Source organism: Gordonia sp. C13 (assembly GCF_023218005.1).
GTDB classification, from domain to species: Bacteria; Actinomycetota; Actinomycetes; order Mycobacteriales; family Mycobacteriaceae; genus Gordonia; species Gordonia namibiensis.
Map to the genome: position 1 here is coordinate 58,770 of NZ_JALPSY010000027.1, position 21,758 is coordinate 80,527.

Annotated in this window: 19 protein-coding genes; 9 read left to right on the plus strand and 10 right to left on the minus strand. The window is 67.5% G+C overall.

Features of this window, described 5'->3' with window-relative positions; genetic code table 11:
• Window positions 1-168 precede the first annotated feature (168 nt).
• The gene (gene hrcA / locus M1L58_RS18790) at window positions 169-1,203 is read right to left on the minus strand and encodes a heat-inducible transcriptional repressor HrcA (RefSeq protein ID WP_248660050.1); all 1,035 of its coding nucleotides are present in this window, start codon (window positions 1,201-1,203) and stop codon (window positions 169-171) included.
• 106 nt (window positions 1,204-1,309) lie between these two features.
• On the opposite strand from hrcA, the gene M1L58_RS18795 reads away from it, so the two are divergent.
• Complete coding sequence (locus M1L58_RS18795; protein WP_006865773.1) at window positions 1,310-1,813, plus strand: type II toxin-antitoxin system VapB family antitoxin; 504 nt, start codon at window positions 1,310-1,312, stop codon at window positions 1,811-1,813.
• 8 nt (window positions 1,814-1,821) lie between these two features.
• On the opposite strand, the gene hemW is transcribed toward M1L58_RS18795, so the two are convergent.
• Window positions 1,822-3,033 (minus strand): radical SAM family heme chaperone HemW, encoded by a 1,212-nt coding sequence (gene hemW, locus M1L58_RS18800; RefSeq protein WP_248660051.1) that lies wholly within the window; start codon window positions 3,031-3,033, stop codon window positions 1,822-1,824.
• A gap of 405 nt (window positions 3,034-3,438) precedes the next feature.
• On the opposite strand from hemW, the gene M1L58_RS18805 reads away from it, so the two are divergent.
• From M1L58_RS18805 to M1L58_RS18825, 5 genes are read left to right on the plus strand one after another with little or no spacing between them, the layout of a single operon-like run.
• Window positions 3,439-5,220: a nitrite/sulfite reductase gene (locus M1L58_RS18805; RefSeq protein WP_248660052.1), complete on the plus strand. Its 1,782-nt coding sequence runs from the start codon at window positions 3,439-3,441 to the stop codon at window positions 5,218-5,220.
• The gene (locus M1L58_RS18810; protein ID WP_248660053.1) at window positions 5,217-5,969 is read left to right on the plus strand and encodes a phosphoadenylyl-sulfate reductase; all 753 of its coding nucleotides are present in this window, start codon (window positions 5,217-5,219) and stop codon (window positions 5,967-5,969) included. The genes M1L58_RS18805 and M1L58_RS18810 overlap by 4 nt, the downstream gene beginning before the upstream one ends.
• Window positions 5,951-6,907, plus strand: coding sequence for a sulfate adenylyltransferase subunit CysD (gene cysD / locus M1L58_RS18815; RefSeq protein ID WP_006865769.1), 957 nt, complete (start codon window positions 5,951-5,953; stop codon window positions 6,905-6,907). The genes M1L58_RS18810 and cysD overlap by 19 nt, the downstream gene beginning before the upstream one ends.
• A complete protein-coding gene (locus M1L58_RS18820) occupies window positions 6,907-8,202 on the plus strand; it encodes a sulfate adenylyltransferase subunit 1 (protein WP_006865768.1) in 1,296 nt (431 codons plus the stop codon). The genes cysD and M1L58_RS18820 overlap by 1 nt, the downstream gene beginning before the upstream one ends.
• Complete coding sequence (locus M1L58_RS18825) at window positions 8,199-8,930, plus strand: sirohydrochlorin chelatase (RefSeq protein WP_248660054.1); 732 nt, start codon at window positions 8,199-8,201, stop codon at window positions 8,928-8,930. The genes M1L58_RS18820 and M1L58_RS18825 overlap by 4 nt, the downstream gene beginning before the upstream one ends.
• 102 nt (window positions 8,931-9,032) lie before the next feature.
• On the opposite strand, the gene M1L58_RS18830 is transcribed toward M1L58_RS18825, so the two are convergent.
• On the minus strand, window positions 9,033-9,233 hold the full coding sequence (locus M1L58_RS18830) for a hypothetical protein (RefSeq protein WP_248660055.1): 201 nt from the start codon (window positions 9,231-9,233) through the stop codon (window positions 9,033-9,035).
• 95 nt (window positions 9,234-9,328) lie between these two features.
• On the opposite strand from M1L58_RS18830, the gene M1L58_RS18835 reads away from it, so the two are divergent.
• Window positions 9,329-11,350, plus strand: a complete 2,022-nt coding sequence (locus tag M1L58_RS18835) for a glycoside hydrolase family 15 protein (RefSeq protein WP_248660056.1) — start codon at window positions 9,329-9,331, stop codon at window positions 11,348-11,350.
• A gap of 153 nt (window positions 11,351-11,503) precedes the next feature.
• Here the strand turns inward: M1L58_RS18835 and M1L58_RS18840 are convergent, their stop codons facing one another.
• From M1L58_RS18840 to lepA, 7 genes are all read right to left on the minus strand, one after another.
• Entirely contained in the window at window positions 11,504-12,499 is a 996-nt protein-coding gene (locus M1L58_RS18840; protein ID WP_248660057.1) for a sulfate/molybdate ABC transporter ATP-binding protein, read from the minus strand.
• Window position 12,500: 1 nt separating this feature from the next.
• Window positions 12,501-13,430, minus strand: a complete 930-nt coding sequence (gene cysW / locus M1L58_RS18845; protein WP_006865763.1) for a sulfate ABC transporter permease subunit CysW — start codon at window positions 13,428-13,430, stop codon at window positions 12,501-12,503.
• Window positions 13,427-14,308 (minus strand): sulfate ABC transporter permease subunit CysT, encoded by an 882-nt coding sequence (cysT, locus tag M1L58_RS18850; RefSeq protein WP_154884989.1) that lies wholly within the window; start codon window positions 14,306-14,308, stop codon window positions 13,427-13,429. Before cysT ends, cysW begins: the two co-directional genes overlap by 4 nt.
• The gene (locus M1L58_RS18855) at window positions 14,305-15,420 is read right to left on the minus strand and encodes a sulfate ABC transporter substrate-binding protein (RefSeq protein ID WP_248660058.1); all 1,116 of its coding nucleotides are present in this window, start codon (window positions 15,418-15,420) and stop codon (window positions 14,305-14,307) included. The genes cysT and M1L58_RS18855 overlap by 4 nt, the downstream gene beginning before the upstream one ends.
• A 144-nt stretch (window positions 15,421-15,564) precedes the next feature.
• Window positions 15,565-16,470 (minus strand): cation diffusion facilitator family transporter, encoded by a 906-nt coding sequence (locus M1L58_RS18860; protein ID WP_248660059.1) that lies wholly within the window; start codon window positions 16,468-16,470, stop codon window positions 15,565-15,567.
• Window positions 16,471-16,483: 13 nt separating this feature from the next.
• A complete protein-coding gene (locus tag M1L58_RS18865) occupies window positions 16,484-18,535 on the minus strand; it encodes a M3 family metallopeptidase (RefSeq protein ID WP_248660060.1) in 2,052 nt (683 codons plus the stop codon).
• Window positions 18,536-20,422 carry a translation elongation factor 4 gene (gene lepA, locus M1L58_RS18870; protein WP_006865758.1) on the minus strand — a complete coding sequence of 629 codons (1,887 nt, stop codon included), beginning with the start codon at window positions 20,420-20,422 and terminating at the stop codon, window positions 18,536-18,538.
• A gap of 50 nt (window positions 20,423-20,472) precedes the next feature.
• Here lepA and M1L58_RS18875 point away from each other — a divergent pair, with 50 nt between their 5' ends.
• Window positions 20,473-21,171 carry an alpha/beta hydrolase family protein gene (locus M1L58_RS18875; protein WP_248660061.1) on the plus strand — a complete coding sequence of 233 codons (699 nt, stop codon included), beginning with the start codon at window positions 20,473-20,475 and terminating at the stop codon, window positions 21,169-21,171.
• Window positions 21,168-21,596, plus strand: coding sequence for a type II toxin-antitoxin system PemK/MazF family toxin (locus M1L58_RS18880; RefSeq protein ID WP_248660062.1), 429 nt, complete (start codon window positions 21,168-21,170; stop codon window positions 21,594-21,596). Before M1L58_RS18875 ends, M1L58_RS18880 begins: the two co-directional genes overlap by 4 nt.
• Window positions 21,597-21,758 lie beyond the last annotated feature (162 nt).

Below are 21,758 nucleotides of genomic sequence, written 5' to 3' on the forward strand. Positions count from 1 at the left end.
TTGTAGTGATCCTCAAATCTCAATCGGTACCCAAGCGGTCTCAGTTGGTGCCCACGCGGTGCACGCCATCGGTGTGGACGCACGCCCGCGCGGTGCGCAGTGGAACCACTCGATTCTGCCGTCGACCGGTCGGGGCCCTCACCCGAAGTCCGTCGCCGGGGGCGGCGGTCATCGTTCGGCGAGCACCTCACCGATGTATTTGGCAACGGCTGCGACCGAGGCGATGGTTCCCGGATAGTCCATCCGTGTGGGGCCGAGCACACCGACGCCGCCGAACACGGTTCCCGATGCACCGTACCCTGTGGACACCACCGAGGTCCCACGCAGGTTCTCGGTCTGCGTCTCCTCCCCGATCTGCACTGTGACCTGGTCCATGTCATGTGTCGTGGCGAGGATCTTGAGCACGACGACCTGCTCCTCGAGGGCTTCGAGGACGGTGTCCATACCGCCGACGACCGGCGTGAAGTCGGCCGCCGACCGTGCCAGGTTCGAGGTGCCGCCGAGCACCAGGCGGTCGTCGCCGCGTTCGACGAGGGTCTCGACGAGAACCGTCGCGATGTTGAGGACCGCGCCCCGGATGTCGTCGGGTGCGGAGTTGGCGAGTTCGGCGACCGCCGCCGACGCCTCGGCGAGCCGTTTGCCGTGCAGCGCCGCGGAGAACATGTCGCGCAGACGAGTGATGTCCTCCTCGTCGTGATCCTCGTTCAGCGCGACCATGCGCTGTTCGACGCGACCGTTGTCGACGATCACCACCAGCAACAGCCGCGACGGCGAGAGCGACACGACCTCGAGGTGGCGGACCCGCGCGGCCGACAGCACCGGGTACTGGATGACGGCCACCTGACGGGTCAGCTGGGCCAGCAATTTCACCGACCGTCGCAGCACGTCGTCGAGGTCGACGCCGGAGTCGAGCACCGACAGGATGGCGCGTCGCTCCGCCGAGGACAGCGGCTTGATCTCGCTGATGCGGTCCACGAACATCCGGTAGCCCTTGTCCGTGGGGACACGACCCGAGCTGGTGTGCGGCTGGGTGATGTATCCCTCGGCCTCGAGTACCGCCATGTCGTTGCGGACGGTTGCGCTCGACACCCCGAGCTGATGCCGTTCGACGAGTGCCTTCGATCCGATGGGCTCCTGCGATTCGACGTAGTCGGTCACGATCGCGCGGAGGATCTCGAATCGACGGTCATCCGTTGTGGACACGCGGTACACCTCCTGATCCGAGTCCCGGTCCATGGGGTTGGGCCATAGAGTTGGGGTACGTCCCATACTGGGTACGTTCCATACTACGAAATCGGCGCGGGGTTCCATGATCTTCAAGGGGGTGCGGGAGGGCAGGCCCTATCCCGACCACAAGCTGTCGACGCGCGGCTGGGCCAAGATCCCACCGCGGCAGCTGCGACTCGACCAGCTGATCACGCTCACCAAGGTGCTGGCCTTGGACAAGCTGCTCAGCGAGGACTCGACGTTCTACGGCGACCTCTTCGCGCACGTCGTCCGCTGGGAGGGCGATCTCTACCTCGAGGACGGACTCCACCGCGCGGTGCGCTCGGCGCTGCGTAACCGCAACATCATCCACGCACGCACCCTCGACCTCGACGCCCTCGATCTCTCCGAGGGGGCCCGCCCTCTCGAGGAGCAGCTCGACGACACCGCCGAGATCCCGGCGCGTCCCCGGGTCATCGACGTCCCGCCCGAACCGGCCCGGCCGGCGCGGGGTGCGCCCGAATCCCCCGGGAGCGGTGGTGCACACCGTCGGGGACGCCAATCGACCGGCTGGACGAGCCCGCCGCGCCCCGAACGACCCTGGTAGTCCCGGGTTCAACCCCAGAGCACGCGGCGGATGACGCCGTCGGCAAGCAGCCGGCCGGCGTCGGTGAGGACGTAGGCGTCGCCCGTCGCGGCGAGCAGGCCGTCGGCACAGAGTTTTTCGGCGTTCGCGCGTTCGGCGTCGTCGAGCAGCCGTCCCGGCAGCCCGGTCCGGAGTCGCGTGGTGAGCATGACCGCCTCCATGTGGCGGTCCTCGGCGGTGAGTTGCTCCGACGACGCCGCGGGCAGCACGCCCTCACCCAGCGTCTGCGCGTAGCGCGCCGGATGCTTCACGTTCCACCAGCGCACTCCGTTGACATGCGAGTGCGCGCCCGGGCCGATCCCCCACCAGTCCGAACTGTTCCAGTAGGCGAGGTTGTGGCGACACGCACCGGCGTCGTCGAGCGCCCAGTTCGACACCTCGTACCAATTGAAACCGTTGGCGCCCAACCGATCATCGAGGATCTGGTAGCGGTCGGCGAGCACGTCGTCGTCGGGCGCGGGCATCTCGCCGCGCCGGATCCGACGCGCCAGCGCGGTGCCGTCCTCGACGATCAGCGCGTAGGCCGACACGTGGTCGACGTCCGCGGACAGCACCGCGTCGAGGGTGGCGTGCAGGTCCGCGTCGGTCTCCCCGGGGGTCCCGTAGATCAGGTCGAGGTTGACGTGGTCGAAGCCGGCCGCCCGCGCCTCACGCGCCGCGGCGACCGCGCGCCCCGGAGTGTGCACCCGGTCGAGCACCTTGAGCACGTGCTGGGCGGCGGACTGCATGCCGAGCGAGATGCGGGTGAACCCGGCCGATCGCAGCTGTTCGAAGAACGCCGGCGACGTCGACTCCGGGTTCGATTCGGTGGTGACCTCCGCGCCGGGGGCGAGGTCGAAGTTGGCGCGCACCGAGTCGAGCAGGCGGGTGAGTCCGTCGGCGCCGAGCAGCGACGGGGTGCCGCCGCCGACGAAGATCGTCGACACCTTCCGTGTCGGCGCCAGCAGCCGCGCCGCCGACTCCAGTTCCGCGGCCACCGCCTCCTGCCAGGACTCCGGCGACGACGTCGAGCCGAGCTCCCCCGCGGTGTAGGTGTTGAAGTCGCAGTAGCCGCAACGCGTCGCACAGAACGGGACATGCAGGTAGAGACCGAACGGCACGTCCGGGTCGACGTCTCGGCACGCCCCGTCGATGAGCTGCGTAGTGAGCTCGGGGGTGGGTGCTTCGATGTCGATCTTCACCGTTCCATCATGACGACCTCGACGTCAGCACCGAAATCGCCGCATCGACCAGGTCGGACGACACCGCGGCCCGGGCCCGGGGATAAGCACGCGCCTGGTGTCCTTGACCGACTCGAGGTGAGACCTGCGGCCCCGCCGGCCCAGGCGTGTTTCCATCATCGTGATGGAAAATAACCCCAAGTAGACGAGGCGATGATGGTCGTGGCACTATGGACCTCGTGATTTTCCCAGGGGTGTGGCTCGCAGCGCGTCGCCACATTGATCTCAAGCGCGTCAACAGCGCTTTCTGTCGCGTCTAGCGACGTTTCGGCCCCGATTGGTCCCTGCTTCCAGGGATGCCGGCACGTTTCAGCCCACTTTTTCGTGCAATGAACGCCGGCCCTGTGCGCCGGCACAGGAGATTTCATGACGTCCACAACCGACGCCCCTGCTGCTGTCCCCAGCACGGGCTCCCAGCCTGATGTCGTCACGCCCGCTGCTGCTGCAGGCGAGGCCGGCACCGAGAAGCGCGCTCGTCCCGCACGCAAGGCCCGCCCGGCCAAGCGCCGCGCCGAAGGTCAGTGGAAGCTCGGCTACCGCGAGCCGCTGAACCCCAACGAGCAGGTCAAGAAGGACGACAACCCCCTCAACGTCCGCGCCCGCATCGAGAACATCTACTCCAAGCAGGGATTCGACTCGATCGACAAGCAGGACCTGCGCGGCCGGATGCGCTGGTGGGGCCTCTACACCCAGCGTGCGGAGGGTTACGACGGCACCTGGACCGGCGACGAGAACATCGACATCCTCGAAGACAAGCACTTCATGATGCGCGTGCGCTGCGACGCCGGCGCGCTCAATGTCGCGCAGCTGCGCACCCTCGGCGAGCTGTCCACCGAGTTCGCCCGTGACACCGCCGACCTCTCCGACCGCGAGAACGTCCAGTACCACTGGATCCGGATCGAAGACGTCCCGACGATCTGGGACCGTCTCGAGGCCGTCGGTCTCAAGACCACCGAGGCCTGCGGCGACTGCCCCCGCGTCGTGCTGGGTTCGCCGCTCGCCGGTGAGTCCTTCGACGAGGTCCTCGACCCGACCCCGGCCATCGACGAGATCGTCCGCCGCTACATCGGCGATCCGAAGTACTCGAACCTGCCACGCAAGTTCAAGACCGCGATCTCCGGCCAGCAGGACGTGGTCCACGAGATCAACGACGTCGCGTTCGTCGGCGTCGTCCACCCCGAACACGGTCCCGGCCTCGACCTCTGGGTCGGCGGCGGCCTGTCCACCAACCCGATGCTCGCCCAGCGCGTCGGTGCATGGGTCCCGCTCGACGAGGTGCCCGACGTGTGGGAGGCCGTGGTCTCGATCTTCCGCGACTACGGATACCGCCGCCTCCGCGCCAAGGCGCGGCTGAAGTTCCTCATCAAGGACTGGGGGATCGAGAAGTTCCGTCAGGTACTCGAGGACGAGTACCTCGGTCGCAAGCTGATCGACGGCCCGGCGCCGGAGCAGCCCGAACGCCCGATCGACCACATCGGCGTGCAAAAGCTGCGCAACGGCCTCAACGCGATCGGCTTCTCCCCCATCGCCGGTCGCGTGTCGGGCACGATCCTCACCAAGACCGCCGAGGCCGTCGCCGCCGTCGGTTCCGACCGCGTGCGCTTCACCCCGTACCAGAAGCTGATCGTCCTCGACGTCCCCGACGACAAGGTCGAATGGCTCATCGACGAGCTCAAGCCGCTCGGCCTGCACGGCCGGCCGACGCAGTGGCGCCGGAACCTACTGGCGTGCAGCGGTATCGAGTTCTGCAAGCTCTCGTTCACCGAGACCCGCAAGCGTTCACAGGTTCTCGCGCCGGAGCTCGACGAGCGCCTTGCCGACATCAACTCCGAGCTCGACGTGCCGATCACGGTGAACATCAACGGTTGCCCCAACTCCTGCGGACGGTCGCAGATCGCCGACATCGGTTTCAAGGGACAGCTCGTCGAGGACGCCGACGGCAACCAGACCGACGGCTTCCAGGTCCACCTGGGCGGCAGCCTCGGCCTGGACTCCGGTTTCGGTCGCAAGCTGCGCCAGCACAAGGTGCTCGGCACCGAGCTCGGCGACTACATCGAACGCGTGGTCCGCAACTTCGTGGATCAGCGCGAAGAGGGTGAACGGTTCGCGCAGTGGGCCGTTCGCGCCGACGAGGAGGCACTCCGATGACCATCAGCACCACGGCGCCGGCCACCGGCCGCCGCCACAGCGAGGACGAACTCCGCGCGATCGCGGCGAAGGGTGCGGCCGACCTCGGTCCCCAGGCCACCCCGGAGGAACTGATCCGCTGGACCGCGGAGACCTTCGGCGCGAACTTCGTCGTCGCGTCGAACATGCAGGACGCCGCCCTCGTCGACCTCGCGGTGAAGAACATCGACCGCGAGCTCCTCGGCGGCGAACCGGTCAAGGTCCTGTTCCTCGACACCGGTTACCACTTCGCCGAGACCATCGGCACCCGCGACGCCGTCGAGCAGGTGTACGGCGTGGAGATGGTCAACCTCAACCCCGAGCACAGCGTCGCCGAGCAGGACGAACTCCTGGGCCGCAACCTGTTCGCGCGCGACCCCGGCGAGTGCTGCCGACTGCGCAAGGTCGTCCCGCTCAAGGCGGGTCTGGCCGGTTACGACGCCTGGATCACCGGCATCCGCCGAGTGGAGGCGCCCACTCGCGCCAACGCTCCGCTCATCTCGTTCGACGAGGGCTTCGGGCTGGTCAAGATCAATCCCATCGCCCCGTGGACCGACGAGCAGATGCAGGACTACATCAACTCCAACGGCGTGCTGGTCAACCCGTTGGTCGACGAGGGCTATCCCTCCATCGGTTGTGCACCGTGCACCGCCAAACCCGAACCCGGATCCGATCCGCGCAGCGGCCGCTGGGCCGGTCGCGCCAAGACAGAATGTGGGCTCCACGCATGACCGTCACCGAACCCGTCCGCGACATGTCCGTCTCCGCCGACGCCGACGACTTCACCACGCTCGACGCGCTGGAGTCCGAGGCCATCCACGTATTCCGTGAGGTGGCAGGCGAATTCGAGCGCCCGGTCATCCTCTTCTCCGGCGGCAAGGACTCCACCGTCCTGCTGCACGTCGCACTGAAGGCCTTCTGGCCTGCGCCGCTGCCGTTCTCGCTGCTGCACGTCGACACCGGACACAACCTGCCCGAGGTCCTCGAGTTCCGCGACAACGTCGTCGAGCGTCACAACCTGCGTCTGCACGTCGCCAAGGTCGAGGACTACCTCGCCGACGGCCGGCTGACCGAGCGCCCCGACGGCGTCCGCAACCCGCTGCAGACCATCCCGCTGCTCGACGCGATCACCGAGAATCGCTTCGACGCGGTCTTCGGCGGTGGCCGCCGTGACGAGGAGCGCTCACGCGCCAAGGAGCGGATCTTCTCGCTGCGCAACGCCTTCGGCCAGTGGGACCCGAAGCGTCAGCGTCCCGAGCTGTGGAACCTCTACAACGGCCGCCATGCACCGGGCGAGCACGTCCGCGTGTTCCCGCTGTCGAACTGGACCGAACTCGACATCTGGCGCTACATCGCCCGCGAGCAGGTCCTGCTCCCCTCGATCTACTACGCCCACGAACGTGACGTCTTCCTGCGGGACGGCATGTGGATGACCCCCGGCGTCTGGGGCGGACCCCGCGAAGGTGAAGAGCTGCAGCGTCTCTCGGTGCGTTACCGCACCGTCGGCGACGGCTCGTCGACCGGCGCTGTGCTCTCCGACGCCGCCGACAACGACGCGGTCCTGGCCGAGGTCGCCGCATCGCGACTGACCGAACGCGGCGCCACCCGTGGCGACGACCGGGTCTCCGAGGCCGCCATGGAAGACCGCAAGCGCGAAGGATATTTCTGATGAGGCACGCACCCGACCTCCTCCGCATCGCCACTGCAGGCAGTGTGGACGACGGCAAGTCGACGCTCGTCGGCCGACTGCTGTACGACACGAAATCCGTTCTGGCCGACCAGATCGACGCCGTCACCAAGGCCTCGGTCGACCGCGGTCTCGAGGGCCCCGACCTGTCGCTGCTCGTCGACGGCCTGCGCGCCGAACGCGAGCAGGGCATCACCATCGACGTGGCCTACCGCTACTTCGCAACTCCCGCACGCTCTTTCGTGCTCGCCGACACCCCCGGCCACGTGCAGTACACGCGTAACACCGTGTCCGGCGCCTCCACCGCCCAGCTGGTGATCCTGCTCGTCGACGCCCGCAACGGCGTCGTCTCGCAGACCCGTCGCCACGCCGCGGTGATGGCTCTCCTGGGTGTGCCTCAGCTGGTGCTGGCAGTCAACAAGATCGACCTCGTCGACGATCAGGCCTCGGTGTTCGCCGAGATCTCCGCCGAGTTCGCCGAGCTGACGCGTTCGCTGGGCTGGTCCGACGAGCAGGTCACCGCCATCCCGGTGTCCGCGCTGCACGGCGACAACATCGCGAACCGCTCGGAGAACACCCCGTTCTATGACGGCCCCACCCTCATCGAGCACCTCGAGACGGTCCCGAACCTCACCGAGCGTGCCCCGGTGGGCCTGCGCTTCCCGGTGCAGTACGTGATCCGTCCCCGCACCCCCGAGTACCCCGACTACCGCGGGTACGCCGGTCAGATCGCGGCCGGCCGCGTGTCGGTGGGTGACGAGGTCGTCGTCCTGCCGTCGGGTCAGCGCACCACCGTCAGCCAGATCGACACGGCCGACGGTCCGCTGGAGTCCGCCCACACCGGACGCAGCGTCACGATCCTCCTCGCCGACAACGTGGACATCTCGCGCGGTGACCTGATCGCCGCCGCGGTCGACGCACCGGAGCCGGTACAACAGTTCACCGCAACCGTCTGCTGGCTCGCCGAGAAGCAACTGCGCCCCGGCGCACGTCTGCTGCTCAAGCACGGCACCAAGACCACCCAGGCCATCGTCGGTGGGCTGGACGCCCTCTTCGACGAGCAGAACCTGGCGCTCGTGGAGGCCCCGGAGTCGGTGGAGCTCAACCAGATCGTGCGGATCTCGGTGCAGACCGCCGAACCCATCCCGGCCGACGACTACCAGGTGAACCGCGAGTCTGGCAGCTTCCTGCTGATCGACCCGCAGGGTGGCAACACCCTCGCCGCCGGTCTGGTGGGCGACGCGCTCGCGCCGCTGCACCTCAAAGAGTTGGTGTGAGTCCTTCTCTCGTCCTCGTCGCACACGGCAGTCGCGATCCGCGCTTCGGCGCGACCGCGCGCCGTGTGCGCGACGCCGTCGACGACGCGCTGCCGGGGGTCGAGGTGGTCCTGTCCTACCTCGATCTCGACGAGCCGCTCGTCGGGGATGTCCTCGCGTCTGTCGCGAACGAGCCCGGTGACGACCCCGTCGTGGTGCCGCTGCTGCTGTCGGCGGGATATCACCACAAGGTCGACCTACCGGCGATCATCGCCGAACACCGGCCGTTCGCGCATCAGACCGACGTCATCGGCACCCGGTCGTTCACGACGGCCCTCGCCGATCGTCTGCTCGAAGCCGGCCTCGACGAGCGTGACGGGGTGATCCTGTCGGCGGTCGGTTCCTCCGACGAGTCCGCCGACCGTCACGTCCGCCGCCGGGCCATCGAACTGTCGACGTACCTACATCGGCCGGTCGAGGTGGTCTTCGCCACCAAGCTCGGTCCGAACAACCGCGCGGTCGCCTCGGCGGTCCGTCGTCTCCGGGTCGCCGGTGCGCAACGCATAGCGCTCAGCCCGTACTTCCTGTCGGCCGGTCTGCTGATCGAACGGGTCGAGTCGGCTCTGGACGCGCTGGCCGACGAGACACTCGTGGCCGGACCACTCGGCGCGCACCCCGACGTCGTCGAGGGCATCTGCGGCCTCTATCGCACAGCCACTGAGCGTCGCACGGTGCACGCCGGGCGCTGAGACCCGTCGGGCCGACGCCTTCTCACATCGTGATGAGCCAGGCGATCACGACGAGGATCAACAACGCCAACAGGGCGAGGGTCACCGGCGAGCGCATCAGTTTCACAGTCCGGTCCCATCGTCGTCGGCGAAGCGTCGGCGGTCGAACAGCGTTGCCGCCAGGTCGACCACGAGATTGAGAACATAGGCGATCAGGATCGCGACCGGGATCACCACGGCGACGGTGACCAAGAGCTGCGGAACGAAGGAAAGGCCGGTCAGCCACTCCTCCACGCCGTCCCACCAGGCGAAGAACGCCGTCACCTCATCACCTCGTCCATCCGATCCGGATCATCCGTCGTCCCGGCCTCGTCGAGGCCGACTGGCGTCGGACAGCGCCCGTCGCAATGATAGATCCCATGTCTGTTGCAGATGACTCCACCGTAACGTCCCTGCCGACCGCGACTCCCGCACCGGGCGCCGGCACCGACGCCGCACGAGTCAGCGCCCCGGGTCCGGCTCCGATGGCCCCGACCAACCCGGCGCACCGGAGTGCGTTTCCCCCCATCGGCGACTACGCATTCCTGTCCGACACCGAGACCAACTGCCTGATCGCCCGTAACGGTTCGGTCGAGTGGATGTGCGTACCGCGACCCGATTCGCCGAGCGTCTTCGGGGCGGTGCTCGATCGGAGTGCCGGCCACTTCCGCCTCGCGCCGTACGGCGTGAACGTGCCCGTGGATCGCCGGTACCTGCCGGGCAGTCTGATGGTCGAGACGACCTGGCAGACCGAGACGGGCTGGATCATCGTGCGCGACGCGCTGGTGATGGGCCCGTGGCACGACAACGATCGGCGCTCCCGCACCCATCGCCGTACGCCCACCGACTGGGATGCCGAGCACATCCTGCTGCGCACGGTGCGCTGTGTTTCCGGCACCGTCGAACTGCACATGAGCTGTGAGCCGGCGTTCGACTACCACCGCGGGACCACCAAGTGGGAGTACTCCGGCCCCGCCTACGGTGAGGCAATCGCCACCGCCCGCGACACCGACGCCGACACGCCCACCCTCAAGCTCACCACCGACCTCCGCCTCGGTCTCGAAGGGCGGGAGGCACGTGCCCGCACACGACTCGTCGAGGGCGACAACCGGTTCGTCGCCCTGAGCTGGTCCCGGTTTCCTGCTCCGCAGAACTGGGACGAGGCGGCCCAGAAGATGTGGTCCACGGCCGAATCGTGGCGGCAGTGGATCAACATCGGCACCTTTCCCGACCACCCGTGGCGCTCTCATCTGCAGCGCTCCGCGCTGACCCTCAAGGGACTCACCTACTCCCCGACCGGCGCCCTGCTGGCCGCCGCGACCACCTCGCTGCCGGAAACGCCTCAGGGCGAACGCAACTGGGACTACCGCTACGCATGGGTGCGCGACTCGACGTTCGCCCTGTGGGGCCTGTACACGCTCGGCCTCGACCGAGAGGCCGACGACTTCTTCTCCTTCATCGCCGATGTCTCCGGCATCACCAACGGCGAACGTCACCCGCTACAGGTGATGTACGGCGTGGGCGGCGAGCGGACGCTCGAGGAGGAGGAGCTCACGCACCTTTCCGGTTACGACGGCGCGCGCCCGGTCCGGATCGGCAATGGCGCGTACAACCAAGCGCAGCACGATATCTGGGGCACGATGCTGGACTCGGTGTACCTCAACATCAAGTCCCACGAGTCTGTCCCCGAGACACTGTGGCCGGTCCTCAAGGCGCAGGTCGAGGAGGCGATCAAGCACTGGCGCGATCCTGATCGCGGCATCTGGGAGGTGCGTGGCGAGCCGCAGCACTTCACCTCGTCGAAGGTGATGTGCTGGGTCGCCCTGGACCGCGGCTCCCGCCTTGCGACGATGCACGGCGAAGAGACCCACGCGCGGGAGTGGGCGGCGATCGCCGACGAGATCAAAGCCGACATCCTCGCCCACGGCGTCAACGAGCGAGGGGTCTTCACCCAGCGCTACGGCGACGACGCCCTCGACGCCTCACTGCTCCTCGTGCCGTTGCTGCGGTTCCTGCCGCCCGACGACCACCGTGTCCGCGCAACGGTTCTCGCGATCGCCGACGAACTCACCGACAACGGTCTCGTGCTGCGCTACAAAGTCGACGAGACCGACGACGGCCTCACCGGTGAGGAGGGCACCTTCACGATCTGTTCGTTCTGGCTCGTGTCGGCGCTGGTCGAGATCGGTGAGCTGGAGCGGGCCAAGGCTCTGTGCGAGCGGCTGCTCAACTACTCGAGTCCGCTCAAGCTGTACGCCGAGGAGATCGACGCGAAGACCGGCCAGCATCTTGGGAACTTCCCGCAGGCGTTCACCCACCTCGCGCTGATCAACGCGGTCATGCACGTCATCCGCGCCGAGGAGGCCGAGCACCAGCACACGTTCCAGCCGGCCAATCACTGACGCCCGGCAACTGAAATCCGCCCCCGATAAGGACCCTCCAGGCGGCGGCCGATGCCACTATGTCGTCGGCGCCGCTGCAGAGGGCTCTTTCCGGGGGCGGATCGCAGGGGAGCTTTCCAGGGGCGGTTTTCGGTGGCGGTTCTCGGCCGGGCCTCAGGCGTCGGTCAGCGCCGCAACCTTGGTCGCCCGCGCGTACACGGTCTCCCCGGCCTGCAGGTTGAGGGCGTTCTGGTCGCCGCGGGTGATCTGGGCGGCGAACTCGTCGCCGGTCGTCGCGGCGACGAGTTCGACGCGGGTCTCGAAGCCGAGGTTCACCACGCGCAGCACGGTCGCCTTGATCACGCCGGTGTCGAGCGAGGCGTCCGCGGCCGGCGAGGCCATCTCCGGGGTGCGTCCGAGCCGGATGTCGTGCGGGCGAACGAGTTCGCCGTTCAGACGCACCGTCGAACCGAGGAACGACGCCACGAACTCGTTGGCCGGGCGGTCGTAGAGGTCGTCGGGCGTGCCGACCTGTTCGATCCGTCCCTTGTTGAGGATGGCGATCCGGTCGCTGACGTCGAGTGCCTCCTGCTGGTCGTGGGTGACCAGCACGGTGGTGACGTGCACCTCCTCGTGGAGGCGACGCAGCCAGCGGCGCAGGTCATCTCGCACCTTCGCGTCCAGGGCGCCGAACGGTTCGTCGAGGAGCAGCACCTTGGGATCGACGGCGAGTGCGCGGGCGAGCGCCATACGCTGCCGCTGGCCACCCGACAGCTGCGCCGGGAACCGGTGCTGGAACACGGCCAGTCCGACCACCCCGAGGAGTTCGTCGACCTTGGCGTCGACCTCCTTCTTGGGCCGCTTGCGGATCTTGAGGCCGAAGGCGATGTTGTCGCGCACGGTGAGGTGCTTGAACGCGGCGTAGTGCTGGAACACGAAACCGATGTCGCGCTTCTGCGGTGACTTCTGCGAGACGTCGTTGTCGTTGATGCGGACGGTGCCGGAGTCCAGTGTGTCGAGGCCGGCGATCGCGCGCAGCAGCGTCGACTTGCCGGAGCCCGACGGTCCCAGCAACGAGGTGAGCTGACCGTCCGGGATGTCGATGGAGACGTCGTCGAGGGCGGCGAAGTCGCCGTAGCGCTTGTTCGCGCCGATCACCTGAATGGACATGTCACACGCCTTCCTTGTGCTGGGCGTTGGGGTGGACGATCTGTTTGGCGTCGACGGACTCGGGACCATGCGGCGGGGTCAGATCGAGTTCGACGTCGGTGGACGTGGATTCACTGGCGTCCACGAGTCGGGACTTGGCGCGGCGCTCGATGAGCGACATCAGCACGAGCACCAGGATGGCGACGAACATCAGCAGGGTCGCGGCCGCGTAGGCGCCGAATTCGTTGTAGTCGTCGGTGTAGCGGGAGTGGACCAGCAGCGTCAGCGTTTGGGAGACACCGGGATAGTTCGACGACACCATGGTCACCGCACCGTATTCACCCAGCGCTCGCGCGACGGTCAGGACGATGCCGTAGGTGAGGCCCCAGCGGATCGCTGGGAGGGTCACCCGCCAGAAGACCTGCCAGTTGTTGGCGCCCAGCGTCGCGGCGGCCTCTTCCTGTTCGGTTCCGATCTCCCGGAGCACCGGTTCGACCTCGCGGGCGACGAACGGGAGCGTGACGAACAGCGTGGCGAGCACCAGTCCGGGGAAGCCGAAGATGATCCGGAAGCCGAGGCTCTCGATGCCGCCGAACCAGCCGCCGTAGCCCCACAGCAGGATCAGCGCGACACCGGCGACCACGGGCGACACCGCGAACGGCAGGTCGACGACCGACTGGAGCAAACCCTTGCCGGGGAAGCGCCCGCGGGCCAGGGCCAGCGCGATGATCACGCCGAAGATGACGTTGAGCGGCACCACGATGGCGACGATCAGCAGGCTGAGTTGCAGCGCCGAGATGGCGGCCGGCGTGGTGATCCACTCCCAGAACTGGCCGAGGCCGTGCTCGAAGGAGCGGTAGAAGATGGTGCCGACCGGGACCACCAGGAGGATGAGCAGGTAGACGAGCGCGACGGTGCGCAGACCGTACTTCGTCAGAGGTGCGACCTTCATCGGTCTGCGTCCTCTCTCTTGGACTGCCGGCGGCCCGCGACGCGCAGGACGAGCAGCGTGACGAAGGCGATCAGCAGCAACACCACCGAGATCGCGGCCGCGTCGACGGGTGCGTCGATCTCGATCTGCTGCTGGATGTACTGCGAGGCCACCTGGGTGTCGCCCGGGATGTTGCCGCCGATGAGCACCACGGAACCGAACTCGCCGATGGCACGGGTGAACGCCAGGCCGGCGCCGGTCAAGATCGCCGGGAGAAGGGCAGGCAGGATGATCTTGCGGAAGATCGTGGCGTTGTTCGCGCCCAGTACCGCTGCGGCTTCCTCGACGTCGACGTCGAGTTCGATGAGGACCGGCTGCACCTGGCGCACCACGAACGGGAGGGTGACGAAGGTCAGTGCGATCACCAGTGCGGGCTTGGTGGCGTTGAGCTGGACGTCGATGGGACTGTTCGGCCCGTACAGCGACAACAGCACGAGGCTGGCGACGATCGTCGGCAGCGCGAACGGCAGGTCGATGATGGCGTTCACGACCCCCTTGCCGGGGAACTCGTCTCGGACCAGGACCCAGGCGATCAGGGTGCCGAACACGACGTTGATCAACGCCGCGATCACGGACACGAGCACCGTGATCCAGATGGTGTCCACCGCGGCGGGCGCCGAGATCGCCTCCCAGAAACCGCTCCAACCGTCCTCGAAGGACTGCACCGTGATGGCGGCCAGTGGCAGCAGCACGATGACGCTGAGCCAGAGCCAGGCGACGCCGATGGTCATCGGGCTCACGCCGGCGAAGGTCCGCGAGCGTCCGAGGAACCCGCGTGGCGGCCGGGAGTCGGGAACCGGGGCCCCGGCCTCCGTGGTCGTCGAGTCGACCGAGGTCACTGCTTACCCCCTGAGTCGTAGATCTTGGTGATGGCGCCCTTCTTGCCGAACAGCGCCTCGTCGACAGCCTTCCAGCCGGTCAGGTCCTTGCCGTCGTTGTCCTCGGCGGTGCCCTCCCCGAGCACCTTGCCGAGTTCGGCGATGGTCCACAGCTTCGCGATATCTCCGGGGAAGAGGTCCCGCGTCGCCTCGATGACCGCGGGGTCCACCGGCCGGAAGCCCTGCTCGGCCCAGATCAGCTGCGCCTCCGGGGTGAAGAGGAAGTCCACGAAGGTGCGTGCGCCGGCGATGTCGTCGGAGGTGTTGACGACCGCGACGGGGTTCTCGATCTTGAACGTCTGCGGCGGGATCACATATTCGACCTGACTGTTCGGACCGGCGCCGGCGTTGGCCTTGTCGAGCATGATCGCCTCGTTCTCATAGCTGATCAAGACATCGCCCTGCCCCTGCTCGAACGCCGTGGTGGCCTCGCGACCCGACTTGGGCACCACCTTGATGTGGTCGCGCACCAATTCGGCCACGTAATCCAGGCCGGCCTGTGAATCCCGGCCACCGTTGCTGATCGCGGCATAGGGCGCCAGCAGATTCCACTTCGCCGAGCCGGAGCTGCCCGGGTTCGGGGTGACCACCTGTACGCCGGGCTTGAGCAGATCGTCCCAGTCGCGGATGCCCTTCGGGTTGCCCTTGCGGACCACCAGCGCGACGACCGACCCGAACGGGGTGCTGTTGTTGGGTGCCTGCTTCTTCCAGTCCTCGTCGACCAGGCCGGCCTTCACCAGGCGGGTGATGTCGGGCTCGACGGAGAAGTTCACGACATCGGCCGGAACACGTCGGGCCACTTTGCGTGATTGGTCACCGGAGGCTCCGTACGACGCAGAGAAGCCGATGTCGTGACCCTCGGGGGTGTCGCGGAACGCCGGGATGATCTCGTCGAAGCCGATCTTGGGGACCGCGTAGGCGACCAGATCGAGGTGCCGGTCGCCGCTGGAGATGTCCACTCCACCGGGCTCGTCGGTGGATCCGCCACCGCAGCCCGCGACGAACACCATCGCCAACGCGAGAAGGCTCACCAGCACCCGGGTGCCGCGCGGCGGTTTGCGGCCAGCGCTCACTCTTCCTCCAAGACTCGGCGGGCCGGTCGAATGAGGGCGGTGACCGGCGGAGACCGGACTACGCTAGCAACCTGCCGGGCCGTCGCCGGAGTTCAAATCAGTGAGATCGAAATTCTCCGCAGGCCATGGTCGGGGCGCCCGTTCCTATTCCAGTCGCCAGTCCTCGTAGGCGCGCGGATCGTTGACCGGTTCGACGTGTGTCGTGATGTTCAGGTCCGGGACCGCAGCGTGCAGTTCGTCCTCGACGACCTCGGTGAGATCGTGGGCGCGCTGCACCGACCAGTCACCGGGCACGAGCATGTGAAGCTGCAGGAACCGTTCGTGACCGGCCTCGCGGGTACGGATGTCGTGGAAGACGATGCCGTCGGCGCGGTGTCGGTCGAGTACGTCGTCGATGGCGGAGCGCTGCTCGGCGGGGAGCGCGGAGTCCATCAGACCCGCACCCGAGCGCCACACCAGCCGGGAGCCGACGACCATGATGTTGATCGCGACCGCGATGGCGATCAGCGGGTCGAGCGGTAGCCAACCGGTCAACGCGACCAGGAACACACCCACGAGGACGCCGACCGTGGTCGCCACGTCGGTCATCAGATGTTTGCCGTCGGCTTCCAGGGTCAATGACCGGTGTTTGCGGCCGGCGCGGATGAGGATCAACCCCACCGCCGCGTTGAGGACCGTGGCACCCACCGAGATGCCGAGGCCGAGTCCGACCTCTTCGAGCTCGCGCGGGTTGATGAGCCGGTCGACCGCGGTCACGACGATGATCACCGCCGCCACGACGATCAGGACACCTTCGAAGACCGCCGAGAAGTACTCCGCCTTGGTGTGCCCGAAGTTGTGTCCCCGGTCCGGCGGCTTCGCGGCGACGCGTAGTGCGACGAACGCGCCCACGGCGGCGACGACGTTGACGATCGATTCGAGCGCGTCGGACAGCAGGCCCACCGACCCGGTGATCCACCAGGCCAGCAGCTTGAGCCCGAACACCACCAGCGCGGTCACGATGCTGAGCACCGCGAACCGCGCGAGGTTACGGCGTTGTCCGCTTGTCATGATCGGGACCGGCTCAGGCCGCGAGCCCCCGACGACGCAGAAGCGGCTCGATCTGCGGCTTACGGCCGATCAGGGCCTCGTGCGACACCAGCGGATCGATGCTGTCACCGCGCGACAGCGTCGCCTCGGCGAATCGTCGTCCGTTGTCGCGCTCGAGGCCGCCCGAGGCGAGGAACCACTGTTCGGTCTCGGCGTCGAGGACCTCCGACCAGATGTAGCTGTAGTAGCCGGCCGAGTAGCCGCCGCCGAAGATGTGGTTGAAGTAGGCGCTGCGGTAGCGTGGCGGGATCAGGTCGGTCTGCAGGCCGACCTCCGTGAGCGCCTTCGCCTCGAACGCCTCCACGTCGGTCACGGCCGCGGCCTCCTCGACCGTCAGCCGGTGCCAGGCGAGATCGAGAGACGACGCCGCGAGGTACTCGATGGTCCCGTGTGCGGTCTCGGCGCCCGCGGATTCCCGTGCGGCGGCGGCCAGTTCGGCCGGGATCGGCTCACCGGTCGCGTGGTGCAGCGCATAGTTGGCGAGCACATCCGGGTGCAGCGCCCACATCTCGTTGACCTGCGACGGGAACTCGACGAAGTCGCGCGGCACGGACGTGCCCGACTGGGACGGGTACTCGACCGACGACAGCAGACCGTGCAGCGCGTGCCCGAACTCGTGGAACAGGGTCGTCAGCTGATCGATGGTGAGCAGACATGGCTGCCCCTCATCGGGTTTCGTCAGGTTCAGGACGTTGACGATGATCGGCTGGGTCTGCAGCACCGACGACTGGTCGACGATGTTGTTCATCCAGGCACCGCCGCGCTTCGACGGCCGCGCGTAGTAGTCGCCGAGGAACAGTCCTATGCCGGTGCCGGAGTCGTCCCGCACCTCCCACACGCGCACATCGGGGTGATAGACGGGCAGCCCGGTGCGTTCGACGAAGTTCAGGCCGTACAACTTGTTGGCCGCGTAGAAGACTCCGCGGGTCAGGACGGTGTCGAGCTCGCAGTAGTCGGCGAAACCGTCGAGCGGCACCGAGGACGTGGCCTGCTTCTCGCGTTCGAGCCAGAAGGTCAGGTCGGCGGGTCCGATCTCGACGTCGCCGGCGAACTCGGTGAGCCGGGTCAGTTCCCGACCCCCGGCACGCATCGCCGACTCGTTGAGTTCGCGCAGCAGGTCGTCGACCGCGGACGGGTCAGGTGCGGTCTGCTCGGCGATCACGAACTCGGCGTGGTCGCGGTACCCGAGCAGCTCGGCACGGCGAGCACGCAGCCGCACGATCTCGAGGACGAGTTCACGGGTGTCGTGGTCGTTGCCGCGCGAGCAGCGGTTCACCGACGCGTCGAACACCCGTTGCCGCACGGCGGGATTCGTCAGCTCGGTCAGCACCGACTGGCTGGTCGGCAGTTCCAGGGTGATCAGGTAGCCGCTCTCGTGGCCGGCGTCGGCCGCCGCGCGTCGAGCGGCCGCGAGCTGGCCGGCGGACAGACCGTCGAGGTCGGCCGCATCGTCGACGAGGACCGCCGAATCGTTGGTGTCGTCGAGGATCTTCTGCGAGAAGGTCGTCGTCAGATAGGCGAGCCGGGAGGCGATTTGGCGCATCTCCTCCTGCTCCGCCTCGGGCAGACCGGCACCGGCGCGCACGGACTCGCGGTATCGCTTGTCGAGAAGACGTCGCTGCGGCTCGGTCAGGTCGAGTTCGTCTGCGCGGGAGGCGAGATCCGAGATCCGGCCGAAGAGAACCGGATTCATCGCGATGGTGTTGCCGTGGTCGGTCAGCAGCGTCGAGAGTTCCTGGGAGATCTCGTTGCGCTTCGGGTTGGTGTCGGGGCCGACGAGGTTGAAGAAGATCCCCGACGCGCGGGCCAGGTCACGACCCGAGAGTTCCAGGGCCTCGATGGTGTTGGCGAAGGTCGGTGCGGCGGGGTCGGCGGCGATGGCCTCGACCTCGGCGAGGTGCGACGCCATCGCCTCGCGGAAGGCGGGCAGGAAGTCATCGTCGGAGATCGACGCGAAGTCCGGTAGATCGTAGGGCAGATCACTCTGTGCCAGTACCGGATTGGTTGCGCTGTCCTGCCCCGTCATCTACTTCCCTTTCGGCTTGTCACCTGCTGCATCGGTGGAGAGCGCTGCGACGAACGCCTCCTGCGGGACCTCGACACGGCCGATGGTCTTCATCCGCTTCTTGCCTTCCTTCTGCTTCTCGAGCAGCTTGCGCTTACGGCTGATGTCGCCGCCGTAGCACTTGGCAAGCACGTCCTTGCGGATCGCCCGGATGTTCTCGCGCGCAATGATCTTCGAGCCGATGGCCGCCTGGATCGGGACCTCGAACTGCTGGCGTGGGATGAGCTCGCGGAGCTTGAGTGCCATCTTGTTGCCGTAGGCGTAGGCGGCGTCGCGGTGGACGATCGCACTGAACGCGTCGACGGCCTCGCCCTGCAGCAGGATGTCGACCTTGACCAGGTCGGCCTCCTGCTCGCCGGCCTCCTCGTAGTCGAGCGAGGCATAGCCGCGGGTGCGCGACTTCAGCGAGTCGAAGAAGTCGAAGATGATCTCCGCCATCGGCAGGGTGTAGCGGAGTTCCACGCGGGTCTCCGACAGGTAGTCCATGCCGCCGAGCTCGCCGCGACGCGACTGGCAGAGCTCCATGATGGCGCCGATGAACTCGCTCGGCGCGATCACGGTGGTCTTGACGATCGGCTCGTAGATGTGGCGGGTCTTGCCCTCCGGCCAGTCCGACGGGTTGGTGACGATGTGTTCGGAGCCGTCTTCCATCACGACGCGGTAGACCACGTTGGGTGCGGTCGAGATGAGGTCCAGGTTGAACTCGCGCTCGAGACGCTCGCGGGTGATCTCCATGTGGAGCAGACCCAGGAAGCCACACCGGAATCCGAAGCCCAGTGCCACCGACGTCTCCGGTTCATAGGTGAGCGCGGCGTCGTTGAGCTGCAGCTTCTCCAGCGCCTCACGTAGGACCGGGTAATCCGATCCATCCATCGGGTACAGGCCCGAGTAGACCATCGGTCGCGGTTCGCGGTAGCCGGTGAGCGCCTCGCTCGCGCCGTTGCGGGCGCTGGTGACGGTGTCACCGACCTTCGACTGGCGCACGTCCTTCACACCGGTGATGAGGTAACCCACCTCGCCGACGCCGAGGCCCTGGGTGGCCTTGGGTTCCGGCGACACGATGCCCACCTCGAGCAGCTCGTGGGTCGCGCCGGTCGACATCATCTGGATCTTCTCGCGCGGCACGATCTTGCCGTCGACGACACGGACGTAGGTGACCACGCCGCGATAGGTGTCGTAGACCGAGTCGAAGATCATCGCGCGTGCCGGGGCGTCGGCGTTCCCGACGGGGGCGGGCACCTTGCGGATGACCTCGTCGAGCAGTTCGCTGACACCGACGCCGGTCTTGCCGGACACCCGCAGGACGTCCTCGGGCTCACAACCCACGATGTGGGCGAGCTCGGCGGCATACCGTTCGGGGTCGGCGGCGGGCAGGTCGATCTTGTTCAGGACCGGGATGATGGTGAGGTCGTTCTCCATCGCCAGGTACAGGTTGGCGAGCGTCTGGGCCTCGATGCCCTGGGCGGCGTCGACGAGGAGGACCGCGCCTTCACACGCCTCGAGCGCACGCGACACCTCATAGGTGAAGTCGACGTGACCGGGGGTGTCGATGAGGTGCACGACGTAGTCGTCACCGTCGAGCTGCCACGGCAGTCGCACGTTCTGCGCCTTGATGGTGATGCCGCGCTCACGCTCGATGTCCATGCGATCGAGGTACTGCGCCCGCATCTGGCGCTCTTCCACGACACCGGTGAGCTGCAGCATCCGGTCGGCCAGCGTCGACTTTCCGTGGTCGATGTGGGCGATGATGCAGAAGTTCCGGATGCGCGCCGGGTCGGTGAAGGTCTGGTCGGCGAAGGTGGGAATTGGAACTACTCCTCGAGGATGGACACGTACGTTGACCACCATGTTCTCATGAGCGCCGCGAATGGTGCCCAAGCGGATGGCGGGGCGCTACCGTGGCAGCCGTGACAGCCGAGTCCGCCGAGTCGGAAAAGCCAGCGACCACCATCACCACCGTCGAGACCGAGGACGTCGCCGCCGACGTGCACCGGCCGGACGGCGCGCCCCGGGCCACGATCGTCCTGGCCCACGGCGCGGGCGGCAACCGCGACGCGGTCATCCTGCGCGCGCTCGCCGACGAACTGAGTTCACGCGGCTACGTCGTCGCCCGAATCGACCTCCCCTACCGTCGGCGTCGGCCCAAGGGACCGCCCAGTCCGTCGACGTCGCCGGCCGATCGGGACGGCATCCGCGCCGCCTGCGCGAGGTTCCGCGACGAGTCCGACGGCCCGCTGTTCGTCGGCGGCCACTCCTACGGCGGGCGTCAGGCGTCGATGGCGGTCGCCGAGGACGGCACCGACCTCGCCGACGGCCTCCTGCTCAGCTCCTATCCCCTGCACCCGCCGGGCAAACCCGACCGGTTGCGCACCGAACACCTGCCGTCGATCACCGTGCCCACCCTCGTCGTCCACGGCAGCACCGACCCGTTCGGCACCACCGAGGAGATGGCCGATGCGATCGGCCTGATCGACGCGCCGACGCGGATCGTCGAACTCGAGAAGGTAGGTCACGACCTCAACCCGAAGAAGAAGCCGACCGCGCAGCTGACCGCCGACGCGGTCGACGAGTTCCTGATGGAAGAATTCCGACGGTGACGAGTCGCAGCATCCGTTCCCGCCTCCGCCCCACCGCCGAGGTCGCCCGCACGATCAGCTACCACCCCGAACTCGACGGCGACGCCGACCCCGGCGAGATCGTGTGGACGTGGGTCGCCTACGAGGACGACCCCAGCCAGGGCAAGGACCGACCGGTGCTCGTCGTGGGCCGCGACGCCAACGCGCAGACGGCCGACGACGTGCTCGGACTCATGCTGTCCAGCAAGGACTATCACCAAGACGACGACGACTGGTTCGCCGTCGGCACCGGGAGCTGGGACTCACAGAACCGGCCGAGCTTCGTCCGCCTCGACCGCGTCCTCGTCGTCGACGCCGATGGCATCCGACGCGAGGGCGCCATCCTCGACCGTCGCCGCTTCGACGCGGTCGCCGACGAACTCAGGTCACGCTTCGGCTGGCGCTAAGAGTCCTACGCCAACCGGGTGATCTCCACGATGACATCGAGATCCGTTGCGCCGCCGCCCCTCGCTGCCTGAGGTGCGAGGAGTTAAAGCAACCACCCCTGCCGCCTGAGGTGCGAGGAGCTAAAGCGCCCCCCTGCTGCCTGAGGTGCGAGGAGCGCTAGC